The 10,855-nt window shown below is 70.2% G+C and carries 12 protein-coding genes; 5 read left to right on the top strand and 7 right to left on the bottom strand.

Features of this window, described 5'->3' with window-relative positions; all coding sequences use genetic code 11:
• The first annotated feature begins 42 nt into the window (after positions 1 to 42).
• The 3 genes from ABD323_RS36310 to ABD323_RS36320 are packed head-to-tail and all read left to right on the top strand — an operon-like array spanning position 43 to position 2,364.
• Positions 43 to 966 carry a hypothetical protein gene (locus ABD323_RS36310; RefSeq protein ID WP_344446360.1) on the top strand — a complete coding sequence of 308 codons (924 nt, stop codon included), beginning with the start codon at positions 43 to 45 and terminating at the stop codon, positions 964 to 966.
• 34 nt (positions 967 to 1,000) lie between these two features.
• Positions 1,001 to 1,219 carry a hypothetical protein gene (locus ABD323_RS36315; protein WP_344446361.1) on the top strand — a complete coding sequence of 73 codons (219 nt, stop codon included), beginning with the start codon at positions 1,001 to 1,003 and terminating at the stop codon, positions 1,217 to 1,219.
• Positions 1,216 to 2,364: a DnaB-like helicase N-terminal domain-containing protein gene (locus tag ABD323_RS36320; protein WP_344446362.1), complete on the top strand. Its 1,149-nt coding sequence runs from the start codon at positions 1,216 to 1,218 to the stop codon at positions 2,362 to 2,364. Before ABD323_RS36315 ends, ABD323_RS36320 begins: the two co-directional genes overlap by 4 nt.
• A 216-nt stretch (positions 2,365 to 2,580) precedes the next feature.
• On the opposite strand, the gene ABD323_RS36325 is transcribed toward ABD323_RS36320, so the two are convergent.
• From ABD323_RS36325 to ABD323_RS36355, 7 genes are all read right to left on the bottom strand, one after another.
• Positions 2,581 to 2,784 (bottom strand): VOC family protein, encoded by a 204-nt coding sequence (locus ABD323_RS36325; protein WP_344446363.1) that lies wholly within the window; start codon positions 2,782 to 2,784, stop codon positions 2,581 to 2,583.
• A gap of 164 nt (positions 2,785 to 2,948) precedes the next feature.
• On the bottom strand, positions 2,949 to 3,437 hold the full coding sequence (locus tag ABD323_RS36330; protein ID WP_344446364.1) for a DUF4259 domain-containing protein: 489 nt from the start codon (positions 3,435 to 3,437) through the stop codon (positions 2,949 to 2,951).
• Complete coding sequence (locus ABD323_RS36335; protein WP_344446365.1) at positions 3,416 to 5,062, bottom strand: ISL3 family transposase; 1,647 nt, start codon at positions 5,060 to 5,062, stop codon at positions 3,416 to 3,418. The genes ABD323_RS36330 and ABD323_RS36335 overlap by 22 nt, the downstream gene beginning before the upstream one ends.
• A 383-nt stretch (positions 5,063 to 5,445) precedes the next feature.
• Positions 5,446 to 6,222: a class I SAM-dependent methyltransferase gene (locus tag ABD323_RS36340; protein WP_344446366.1), complete on the bottom strand. Its 777-nt coding sequence runs from the start codon at positions 6,220 to 6,222 to the stop codon at positions 5,446 to 5,448.
• A gap of 50 nt (positions 6,223 to 6,272) precedes the next feature.
• A complete protein-coding gene (gene uppS / locus ABD323_RS36345; RefSeq protein ID WP_425556287.1) occupies positions 6,273 to 7,043 on the bottom strand; it encodes a polyprenyl diphosphate synthase in 771 nt (256 codons plus the stop codon).
• 76 nt (positions 7,044 to 7,119) lie between these two features.
• On the bottom strand, positions 7,120 to 7,905 hold the full coding sequence (locus ABD323_RS36350; RefSeq protein ID WP_344446368.1) for a hypothetical protein: 786 nt from the start codon (positions 7,903 to 7,905) through the stop codon (positions 7,120 to 7,122).
• On the bottom strand, positions 7,902 to 8,201 hold the full coding sequence (locus ABD323_RS36355; protein ID WP_344446369.1) for a PadR family transcriptional regulator: 300 nt from the start codon (positions 8,199 to 8,201) through the stop codon (positions 7,902 to 7,904). Before ABD323_RS36355 ends, ABD323_RS36350 begins: the two co-directional genes overlap by 4 nt.
• Positions 8,202 to 8,285: 84 nt before the next feature.
• Between ABD323_RS36355 and ABD323_RS36360 the strand changes: the two genes are divergently transcribed.
• Together ABD323_RS36360 and ABD323_RS36365 are read left to right on the top strand one after the other, a co-directional pair.
• Positions 8,286 to 9,320 carry a hypothetical protein gene (locus ABD323_RS36360; protein ID WP_344446370.1) on the top strand — a complete coding sequence of 345 codons (1,035 nt, stop codon included), beginning with the start codon at positions 8,286 to 8,288 and terminating at the stop codon, positions 9,318 to 9,320.
• Between the two features lie 314 nt (positions 9,321 to 9,634).
• A complete protein-coding gene (locus ABD323_RS36365) occupies positions 9,635 to 10,675 on the top strand; it encodes a recombinase family protein (RefSeq protein WP_425556288.1) in 1,041 nt (346 codons plus the stop codon).
• Positions 10,676 to 10,855: the final 180 nt, after the last annotated feature.

A 10,855-nucleotide genomic window follows, 5' to 3' on the forward strand; every position in this document is an offset into this window, starting at 1 on the left:
CATCGCCAAGACCGCCAGCCGTGACGACTTCGGGCTGTCGGCATGAGCGCCCCGCAGCTTCGCTCGCTGTCGCTCGGCGCCGGGGTCCAGTCGACCTGTCTGCTGCTCCTGGCCGCCGAAGGCCATCTCCCCGGCCTGGATGTGGCGATCTTCGCGGACACGGGCTGGGAGCCCCGCTCCGTCTACACCCACCTGGACCGGATCGAGCGGGAGATCGCCGAGCCCGCCGGCATCCCGATCCTGCGGGTGTCCTCCGGCAACATCCGCGACGACGCCCTCGACCCGTCCAAACGGTTCGCATCGATGCCGCTGCACATCCTCAACAGCCAAGGCACCGCCGGGATGTCACGTAGGCAGTGCACGGGCCAGTACAAGATCCGGCCGATCAAGGAGAAGGTCCGCCGGCTGCTGGGCTACCCGTACCCGCAGCGGATTCCGGCCGGGGTGTACGTCGAGCAGTGGATCGGCATCTCAGTGGACGAGGTGCACCGGGCGAAGGACGCGGACGTCGTCTACATGAAGAACCGCTTTCCCCTGCTTGAGCTGGGCTTCTCCCGTGCCGACTGCCTGCGACTGCTGCGCTCGCGGGGGTTCGGTGAGACCCCGAAGAGTGCGTGTCTCGGGTGTCCCTACCACGGCAACTCCCAGTGGAGGCAGCTGCGCGACGGCTCGCCCGAGGAGTGGCAGGACGTCGTGGAGTTCGACCACGCCATCCGCAAGGGCAACGCGAGGGCCACAGCGCAGGGCACTCCGCTGCTCGGCCAGGCGTACCTGCACCGATCGCGGCGCCCGCTCGACCAGGCACCGATCGACCGGGTCACAGCCCACGAGTGGTCCGGCCGCCAGGGCGACATCTTCGACGCCATCGCGGACGCCGAGCTGGAGAACGGCGACGCAGACGGCTGCTCGCCCTGGGCCTGCCGCTCCGGATCCCCGATGCCCGACGGCTTCGACCTCACCGCCTGAAATCCCCCTACCTCAACGCCTTTTCGGAGTACCGATGATCTCGCCGCACCCCTCTTCGCCCGAGCCTCGCTCGAAGCGCCTGGCCGACTCGCCGGCCGTTAGTCGCGGCGGCCACTGGTGGCTGTTCACCGACAGCGGAGCAATCCTGCCCACCGACCCAGGCCTCGCCGGCGAACTGGACCGCTTCGCAGCGGCGATGGCCGACGCCAACCAGGCCGTCGCCGAGCTGCGCGCCGACCGAGGCCGCCAGTGAGGCCGCTGCTGCGCGCCGAGCAGGCGGTGCTCGGCGCCGTCCTGCTCGACCCGGCTCAACTCGCCTCGCTGGCCTGGCTCGAACCCGGCCACTTCTACCGGCCTGCCCACCGGGCGTTGTTCGCCGCAATGCGCGACCTGCACCACGCCGGGCAGCCCGCACTGGACACCCGGGGCAACGTCCCGCTGGCATGGGTGACCGGCACGGTGGCCGAAGCGAATCGAAACGTCCGAGGCATGAGCCAGAGTTACGCGCACACGCTGATCGCGGCATGTCCTCTCCCCGGGCACGCCGCGATGTACGGGCGGATGGTGCTGGAGGGCGCGATCCACCGCACGGTGACCCAGCACGCCGTACGCCTGCACCAGGCCGCCCGCGCCGACGCCCTCCAAGGCGAGGTCGACGGCGCGATCCGCCAAGCCGACGTCCTGTCCGACGTGCTCAGCGACCTCGCCCGCCGCTGGGGCACCCAACCACGCCCCACCGCCCGACCCCCAGCGGAGACCCCTGCCCCCGTTTCGCGGGCCGACGAGCGGGTTCTCCACGACGAGCAGCTGCTGCTGGAAGTGCTGACCAACCAGCCCCGTGCGATGGACGAGGTCATCGGCTGGCTACGGGCCGCCGACTTCGCCGAAAACGCCCACGGCCAGCTCTACCGCTGCCTCGGGGCACTCCACCACCGGGACGAGCCGATCGACGAGGTCACCGTGCTCTGGGAAGCCCAACGACGCGGACTCCTTGCCGACGGCACCCTCACCCCCGACGCTGTGCGCGACCTTTGCACCGGAGCCGGCGCCGGATCCGCCGAATACCTCGGCGAACAGATCCTGCGCTCCTCACTGACCCGCACGGCCGCCACCAGCGCCACCGCGATCCGCGCTGCCGCGGAGGACGAGGCCCTGGCCCCCGGTCAGCTCATCGGCCACGCTCTACACGCACTTGGCCGGCTCGACGAGGTCCGCACCCGCTGGCGCACCGCCACCGACCCGCCGGCCTCGACCACCACACCGCCGCCCTCGCTGCCTCCGGCGGCTCGCGTCGCCGCCGCTCAGACCCGCAGCCGAAGCCGGCCTCCCCGGGTCCCGGCCCCGGCTACCGTCCGGACCACACCCGCCACCGCCTCAAGGGCCCGCCACCGCTCCTGACTGCCGCCCCCGTTCTCCCCGTTGCGCTCACGGCTGTCCATGAGGCGGGAGTCGGTCGACGTGCAGGTCGCGGCCGTGCTCTTCTCGAGCCGGGCCTATTCGCCCTCGCCAGGCCAACACAGGGCAGCGGGGGCGCCAACTCAAGCTGAAGACTGGCAAAGGCTCGCCGAACACCCTGGCCGACGAGAACCCGAGAGCGGCCCATCGAACACCTGCTCAGGAGTGCGGTTCGAGGAATTCGAGTCGGTTGCCGAACGGGTCGACGGTGTGGAGGCGATCCTGTCCGGGCACTTCGTCGCTGAAGGTGACGAGATATCCGTGGTCGGCCAGCCGGTCCGCCAACGCCCGTAGCCCGCGCACCTCGAAGCCGGGATGGGCCCTGAGCGCGGGCCGGAAATCCCGCTCCACGCCGAGGTGCACCTGAAAGCCGGGTCCCTGGAGCCAGCAGCCGCCACGGGCCGCGAGCGGTGGTGGCTTGGGGGTCTCGGACAGTCCGAGCAGCTCGCCCCAGAAGGCGCGTGGCGTTAACGGTCTGATTTGGGGTCTGGCCCAGGTTGTGTGGTCGGTGACGCTGTGTCATCTCTTCAGAGTTCGAACAGCGGGGTTTCCTGGGGTACGGCTTCCGGTGCGAGCACGGCCCGAATGCGGCGGACGCTTTGCCGCCACTTGGGACCATCGACGGTCTCGTCCCAGAGTTCGGCGAGTTCGGATGCGTCAGCGACGACCCGATCGAGCGCCTCGACGGCGAGTGACTGAAGATCGGCGGCGAAGGTCGGCACGGCTTCGTCTGGGCCGTAGATTGTTCGGATGGGCTCGCCACCTGGGCACTGTGCGGCGATGAGGGCGGCAGCGGCAACGGCCTCCGCTCCCTCAGGGCTTTCAAGGTACTCCTGGGCCTGGACGGTACGGACGAGGGTGGCTCGAACGAGGGCCTCCCGCTCGTCCTCCGCCACTTCGTCGAGGGCGTCTGCGAAGTCTGCGGCCATGTCGTTCTCGAACGGGCCGATGTCCCAGGTGCCCATGTTGATCTCCTTGTTGCGGCGTGCGGAGATCATCGCAGTGGCCACCGACATGACTGTGATGAGGCCAGCAGGACTCTCTTACGTAGGAGTGGGAAGCTGGCGCGTCCGAACATTTGTCGTTTCAGCATCTTGATCCTGTTTACGGCGCCCTCGACGTGGCCGGAGTTCCACTGCGTGGTCAGTCCGGCGTGGACGGCGGCGTAGTCTCTGTTCAGGCCGTTCGCGAAGGTGCTGATCCCGGGCAGGGATGCGGCTTTGGCCTCGGCGATCCAGTCGGGCAGCCGGTCGCCGTCGAGGAGGGTGAGCATCTCGGCGAACGTGGTGACCAAGTGAGCGGTGGCGTCCAGTTCGGGGCAGTGGGCCAGGAGGGCCTTGCGTCGGACGGCGTCGTCCGCGGTGAGGCCGTCGGGGTGGCGGGTGAGCCAGTCGGTGGCTTCGCGGACCGTTGGCGGGCGCGGTGGCGGCGGGCCGTCCGGGAGCAGTTCGCGCTGCTTCCATGCCGCGAGCTGGGTGTAGCCGCCGCGGTAGCCCCGGGCGGTGATCTCGCCGAGCAGCGCCATGCCGCTGATCTTGCCGCCGGTCTCCTCCCAGCGCCGCAGCATGTACGGCTTGTAGGGGTCGAGCTTGACTGTGCGGGGTGCTTGCGGGCCCTTCATCAGGTCCTGCCACCGAACGGCCTGGGCATAGCGGCGCACGGTGTTTCGGCTCCAGCCCAGGTGCTTCGCGACGGCTCGCTGGCTCATGCCGCTGTTCAGGAGCTCATGGGCGAGGGCGTGGTTGGCGCGTCGCCGTTCGGCGATGCGCCCGGCCGGATCTCCTTCATCCTCGTCGGCACTGCCGGCCTTGGCGGGCAGCGGGGCCTCCCACTGGGGTTCTAGCTCAGGCTCGGACTCTGGAACGCACAGGCAGGCGCGGTGGTCGGTGACGACACGCTCCACGGCGCGGACCAGATTCGCCCACAGGTGGTAGCGCTCTGCTACTTGCTGAGCCTGCGGTGCCGCGCGGTCGGCCGCCTCGGCGTAGGCGCTGGCGCGGTCCCGGGCGATCACCTTGATCTGCGGGTGCCCGGCGAGCCACGGGGCGAGCGTGGCCGCGTCGCGCTCGGGCAGTAGGTCCAGGACCTCGTGGGTGACCGCGTTCGTGATCACCGTCCCGTAGGTCTGGCCCTTTCGAAGCGCGAAGTCGTCGACCCCGACCGCCACCGGGGCGCCGACGGTCTGATCGGGCAGCTCCATCACCCGCCGCAGCAGTGTGCTGCGGCTGGCGCGGATGCCCAGCAGCGCGGCCATCCGCGCACCGGCTCGCCCGGCCAGCGCCAGACCCAGTCCGGCGACCGATGAACGCTGTCGCTCGGTGACCTGTCCGTGGCGACGTGTCAGCCCGTCAACCTGTTCGACGAACGTCCGTCGTCGGCACACGGGGGCCGGGCAGGCGAACCGGCGCACCCGCAGGACAACAGTCACGGGCCGCCCGCAGCTGGGCAGGTCTGACGGATAGCGCAGGTAGGAGCTGTGGACCCGCTCCGACCATGCCCCGCAGTCGGGGCAGGACGCGCCCGGAACAGCCACGCGGGCCGCGATCCGCACCACCGCACCGGACGCTTCGACACCGACGACCTCCACCTGGGGCAGCGACGGGAACAGCAACTCACCGAGCCACGAGCACGATTGCGACACAACCGCCGACTGTCAGCCGCCCGGGTAGCCCGACCGGCCAGTTTCAGACGATCTCCAGACCCCGCCAACGTCCAGCATTCGTCACCCAGCGTCACCAATCACACAACCTGGGCCAGACCCTCACATGACCCGACAAAATCAACCCGGAGGACCTGGCCGAGGTCTCGCCCTACCTGACCGAGAAAATCATGCGGTTCGGCGAGTACTCCACCCACGAGCTCGACCTGGCCCGCAGTTTCCTGATCAGCACCCGCCGCTGCGGAAACGGGTGGCACCGGCCGAGCCGGTGCCACCCGACGAGACCGGGGTCAGTAGGCGACCGGCGGCAGCGGGCTGGTTGGACGAGGCTTACGAGGCGGAGTGGGGAGTCTGTTGTCTCCGTCTCAGTCCGTATCGTCGCCGGCGATGAGCAGTCGGTAGCCGTAGTCGACGCTGTCGCGGGCGAGCAGGTCCGCGTGGCGGCGTGCCCAGGCGCCGGAGTCGAGGTCCGCGCGCAGTCTTGCGATCGCCGGTTCGACGATGTCGGCTGGTAGTTGGGCGAAGGTCGAGCTGGCCTGCCGCACGACGGGATTCAGGAAGCGTTCGGGGCGGCGCCAGTGGGCGATCTGGAAGCCGTCGGTGAAGTCGTGCGGGATCGGGAACGGGAGCACGGTGTGCGCGCCGAGCGCGTCGGCCACCGTCGACAGCGGCGTGAACCGGGCGTTCTCCAGCTCGCGGATCTGAGGCAGATAGTCGCTGATCATCCACAGCTCCGGGCGGTGGTCCGGATCCCAGGTGAAGACTACCTGGCGCCGGGAGACGCGGCGCAGTTCCCGCAGCCCGCGCGCCAGGTCGGACCAGTGGTGCACGGTCATCACGGCCATGGCCGCATCAAACGCCAGGTCGGGGAAGGGGAGGTTCTCGGCGGAGGCCTGCACCCTCGTGGCGCCGGGGTGCTGGTCGAGCATGACCTGGGACGGGTCGACCGCGGTGACCTCGGAGTCCGTCGGTTCGTAGGAGCCGGCGCCCGCGCCCACATTGACCACGGTGCGGGCCCCGGCAAGCGCGCGGCTGATGAGCGCGGCCAGCCGGGGGTCGGGGCGGCGGGTGTGCCGGTAGCCGGTCCCGATCGAGTCGTAGATGGGCGGGGTCGGGTCGGTGTTGGTGGAAAGGTCGGTCATCGTTCCCCCGGGGTGGCTGTGACGAATGGTCGGTGGGTGTTCTGGCCGGCTCAGCCGCCGTAGCGCCGTTGCCTGACGGCAAAGCTGCGAACGGCGCGCAGGAAGTCGACCTCGCGGAACGCGGGCCAGTAGGCCTCGCAGAAGTACAGCTCCGAGTAGGCGCTTTGCCAGAGCAGGAAGTTGGAGAGCCGTTGTTCGCCGCTGGTGCGGATGACGAGGTCGGGGTCGGGTTGGCCGGCGGTGTAGAGGTACGGGGCGATGTCGTCGACGGTCAGGGCGTCAGCGACCTCGGTCAGTGCGGCGCCGGCTTCGGCCCGCGCGTACATCAAGTCGCGCATGGCGTCGACGACCTCCTGGCGGCCGCCGTAGCCGACGGCCAGGGTGACGTGAGCGCCGGTGGTGCAGGTGTGGGTGGCCTCGACGGCTTCCTTGAGGGCGCGGGCGGTGCTGTCGGGCAGGGCGTCGGTCATTCCGGCGAGGTGGACCTGCCAGCGGGCGTCCGGGCGGGTGAGGCGATCGGCGACCACCTGTTCGATCAGCCGCATCAGGTAGGCGACTTCGGTGTCGTCGCGGCGCCGGAGGTTCTCGGTCGAGCACAGGAAGACCGTGACGTGGCCGATCCCCAGGGCCTCGCACCAGGAGAGCACCTCCTCGACGTGCTCGGCGCCCACCTTGTGGCCGAGGCTCGGGTTGGCCATGCCCATCTGCCGGGCCCAGCGGCGGTTGCCGTCCATGATCAGCCCGACGTGCCGGGGCAGTGGGCCCGCCATGACCTCACGGCGCAGGCGACGGGTGTAGAGAGAGCGGAGCAAGTCGGGCATGAGCACCGTCCAAAGTGGGATGGGAGCGGCTAGCCGGTTCAGGCGAGCCCTGGTCAGGCGGGTATCGCTCGACTTATCAGGCCAACTGCAGGTCGCGCAGGTCACGCAGGGTGCCCGCGCACACCGCCGTCAGCAGCAGCAGGCCCACACCGATACCTGCGCCGAGTATGTGAAGGCCGTCACCAGTGAGCGAGACGCCGAGGATGGTCGCGCCGCCGGTGGCGCTGGCGGTGGCGAGGGTCCAGACGCCGGCTCGGAGGCGGCCGGTGCCAGGTGGCACGACGGCGTCCGCGCCGACGCCGGTGAAGATGCGGGGGATCTGGATCGCGCCGAGGCCGAGGGAGATCCACCAGGCGGCGAGTACAGCGGTGCGCAAGGTGGGCGGTGAGGCGTCCGCGTCGACGCCACCGTGCACCAGGACGACCACGGTGGTGCCGAGGAGCGTCGGTACGGCGAGGCGGCGGAGCGCCCAGCCCAGCAGCGTGATCGCGGCGCGCAGTGTGGGCCGGGGCCGGGGTGCGACGAGGGCGATGCCGAGCAGCAGCAGGGTGGTGCAGCCGTGCGTGACCTGCTCTCGGACGCCGTCGGCGGGCAGGGGGCCGGCTTGTTCGGCGGCCAGGTGGCTGAGGAACCAGGCGGCGAGGGCGACGGTGATGCCCATCGTGGCCACTCGCCGCTGGCGCTGTGCCGGGGAGTCGGCGGGCCAGTGGGCCGGGTGCAACCACATGTCCACGATGCCCGCGATCAGGTTGGGCCAGGACTTCCAGCCCGCGCCCCGGGCCTCGTCCTCCACCATCGCGCCCCAGCGTTCGCGGAAGGCGTCCGGGTAGAGCCTGACCAGGCTGCGGGTGACGACGCTCATGCCGGGTGCACCCCCAGGCGCCGCAGTCCCGCGCTCGCGACGCGGGCCATGGCGCGCAGTTCGCGTTCCAGGACCTCGCGGCCGAGGGGCGTCAGCTGGACCGGGCGCTGGCGGCCCTGCCCGTCGAGCGGCTCGATCAGCCGCTTCGTCTCCAGCCTGGCCAGCGCCCCGTACAGGCTGCCGGGGCCCAGTCGCTCCCCAGTCAGCTCCTCGATCGCCGTGTTGATGGCGTATCCGTGCAGCGGCCGGTCGGCCAGCGCGCAGAGCACCAGTGTCTGGGCATCGTTGGCTTGCATATCGCTCCTTCCGATCTGACGGAGCACCATACTACGTGCTACGAACTACACGCCGCGTACTACGTGGTGTGTACTATCGCCGTCATGCGCGATGACTTGACAATCAATCAGCTGGAGGTCGGACACCCCGCTCGGCCCGCCGCGGCCGCGGCGCTGCTGACGTCCGCCGCCGGAGCCGCCGCCTTCACCCTGTTCGCCTACCTGACGACACAGGTTCGCGTGGTGCGGGCGGGCAGTCCCTGGCAGGACGATCCGTACGACGCGGTGGTGACCTTCACCATGTTCTTCGTCCCCCTCCTCGGGGCGCTCGGCGGGGCAAGGACACTGCTGTGCCGCCGCGACCGGCCGCTGCCGCGCTACCGGATCGAGCAGGTGCTCCGGGCCGCCCTGGTCTGCACGCTGCTCGTCGCCGCCACCCTCGCCACCGACTGGGCGGCGGTGGCCGCGCGGGCGGACCGCGCGTCCTGGGACAGTGGCACCACCCCCTGGCTGATCGCGTCCCTGCTGCCGCTCACCGGGGTGACGGTCGAGAGCCTGCTGCTGCACCGCCGGGCGATCCGGCGGCTGCCGAAGCCGGTACGCGGGGCCGAAGACACGAGCGGGGACTGGCTGGACGACCTCGTGCCCCTCGCGAACCTCCTCGCCGACCCCCGCTCCCGCACAGGGCGCGCACTCGCCGTGCTGATCGGCCGCGGCAAGGTGCTCGGCTTCGTGCGCCTGCGCTTCGCCCCGCTCGCCGCCGCGGCCGCCGTCGCCGCCGGCCTGCTGGTCGCCACGGGACTGGCCTCCGGCGAGGGCTGGCCCGGGGTACTGCTCTTCACCGTGGAGACCGCAGTCTTCGCGGGCGGCACCTTCGCCTTCGCGATGATCTGCAACAGTGCCCTGCGGTTCGCCGCGTCTCCTCCTGCATCGAGGACGCGACGGGCCGCCCGGATCGCGACCACCGCAGGCGCGTCGGCGCTGCCGGCCTCACTGGCGCTGCGGGACACCGCCTGGCAGCTGCTCGGGCTCGGCAACCAGGTCGACTCCATCGGACAGTGGGCGGCCATCACCCTCGCGTTCGCGCTACTGATGGGCGCGCTCACCTTCGGTGTGACTGCGACCGCAACCAGGAAGTGACAGCGGGAGACATCCGGTCGGTTGCCGGAGCAGGGAAGCGCTGCCATTGAGGCTGGCTCATCGGACCGATGCTCCGCTGAAGGAGATGGCGGCCGATGATCCGCTGATCGAGTGGGGCCGGTCCGCTCGCGAGACTTCGGCAGGGTGCCATGTAGCCGAACGTGACAGGCGTGACGATATGTAACTCTCACGAATGAACAGTTGCGAGAGTTCTGCGAGACCCCTGAAACGGGTCCGGTTTGCCCATGTCTCCACTCGCAGAAAACCTCTCAAAACTCCGGCGTTCTGCAACACACTTCTGAGAGACTTGCTGCATGGATCTGACGCTCGATCAGGCCGCATCTGCGGTGGAACGCCACGATTGCCCGAAGTGCGAAGTCCCGGCTGGGAGTCCGTGCCGGACGATGGGCGGCAAGACCGCGGCGAAGTACCACACCGCCCGGTTCATCCTCGTGCCCAGGCTCCGCGAGGACCTGGAGGTGCTCGTGCCAGCCGACCGTGGCCCGGGCAAGCCGTGGCAACGGCGGCCAGCCCCGGTGCTCGCCCCGGCGCCCGAGCACTCCGCACCGCCGATCCGGATCGGGTACGCGCGCTGCTCGACCGCCGAGCAGGAACTGGAGGCCCAGCTCGCGGCCCTGCGCGCGGCGGGCTGTACGAAGGTCTTCCAGGAGAAGATCAGCACCCGCATCAAGCACCGCCCCCAGATGGAGGCCGCGCTCGCACTCGCCCGACAGTTCAAGGAGGCCGCCCCCGACCAGATGGTCATCCTGACCGTCCACGAGTCCAAGCGCCTAGCCCGCAACGCCGCCGAGCTCATGCAGATGTCCGCCGACCTGGAGTCCACCGGCATCCTGCTCGAACTCCTCACCGGCCCGATGACCGGCATCTACGACCCCAACGGCTTCGGCGCGATGTTCTTCGCGGTGCTGGCCGTCGCCGCCCAGCTCGACCGCAACTACATCCGGGAGAAGACCCTGGAGGGCCAGGTCACCGCCGCTGCCAAGGGCAACCACGGCGGCCGGCCGAAGGTCATCGACGACAACATGCTCACCTTCGCCATCGCGCTCAAGGACAAGGGCGTGCCCGTCCCCGAGATCGCCAGGAAGCTGGAGATCAAGACCGGCAAGAACGCTGGCAAGCACCCCTCGGTCGCCTCCGTCTACCGGGCACTCGCTGAAGCCGAGCAGACCGCGCCCGACGCACCGGCCGACGATGACCTATCCCAGCGCCCGGTGCGAGTGCGGATCCGCCGGCCCGGCGATTTGCTCACCCCGGAGGAGGCCGCGCTGCGCGAGCGCTTGGTCGCCCAGCGCACCGACCTCGACGCTGACGAGTACGAAGAGGTCGGCCAGTGATCCCGGGCCCGCACCGGGTCAGACCAAGATCACGTCATGGCCCCGCACGTACCTTGGCTGGACCCCCTTGGAGCTCGTGGACCGCATTGCGAACCGGAGCAGGAACAGGGCCGGCGCGGCCGGACGGCCGAAGAGCACCGGCCATCGGCAGCGACCAATTTGGTCGCTGCCCCCAGCTGG

Origin of the sequence: Kitasatospora nipponensis, assembly GCF_039528135.1 — a bacterium.
GTDB classification, from domain to species: Bacteria; Actinomycetota; Actinomycetes; order Streptomycetales; family Streptomycetaceae; genus Kitasatospora; species Kitasatospora nipponensis.

What these genes read in the sequence shown, in the direction of transcription:
- ABD323_RS36310 (WP_344446360.1), top strand. Translation starts at nt 43, where the DNA reads ATGAGCGCCCCGCAGCTTCGCTCGCTGTCGCTCGGCGCCGGGGTCCAG.
- uppS (WP_425556287.1), bottom strand. Translation starts at nt 7,043, where the DNA reads ATGCCCGACTTGCTCCGCTCTCTCTACACCCGTCGCCTGCGCCGTGAG.
- ABD323_RS36355 (WP_344446369.1), bottom strand. Translation starts at nt 8,201, where the DNA reads ATGCAAGCCAACGATGCCCAGACACTGGTGCTCTGCGCGCTGGCCGAC.
- ABD323_RS36315 (WP_344446361.1), top strand. Translation starts at nt 1,001, where the DNA reads ATGATCTCGCCGCACCCCTCTTCGCCCGAGCCTCGCTCGAAGCGCCTG.
- ABD323_RS36365 (WP_425556288.1), top strand. Translation starts at nt 9,635, where the DNA reads ATGGATCTGACGCTCGATCAGGCCGCATCTGCGGTGGAACGCCACGAT.
- ABD323_RS36340 (WP_344446366.1), bottom strand. Translation starts at nt 6,222, where the DNA reads ATGACCGACCTTTCCACCAACACCGACCCGACCCCGCCCATCTACGAC.
- ABD323_RS36360 (WP_344446370.1), top strand. Translation starts at nt 8,286, where the DNA reads ATGCGCGATGACTTGACAATCAATCAGCTGGAGGTCGGACACCCCGCT.
- ABD323_RS36350 (WP_344446368.1), bottom strand. Translation starts at nt 7,905, where the DNA reads ATGAGCGTCGTCACCCGCAGCCTGGTCAGGCTCTACCCGGACGCCTTC.
- ABD323_RS36330 (WP_344446364.1), bottom strand. Translation starts at nt 3,437, where the DNA reads ATGTCGGTGGCCACTGCGATGATCTCCGCACGCCGCAACAAGGAGATC.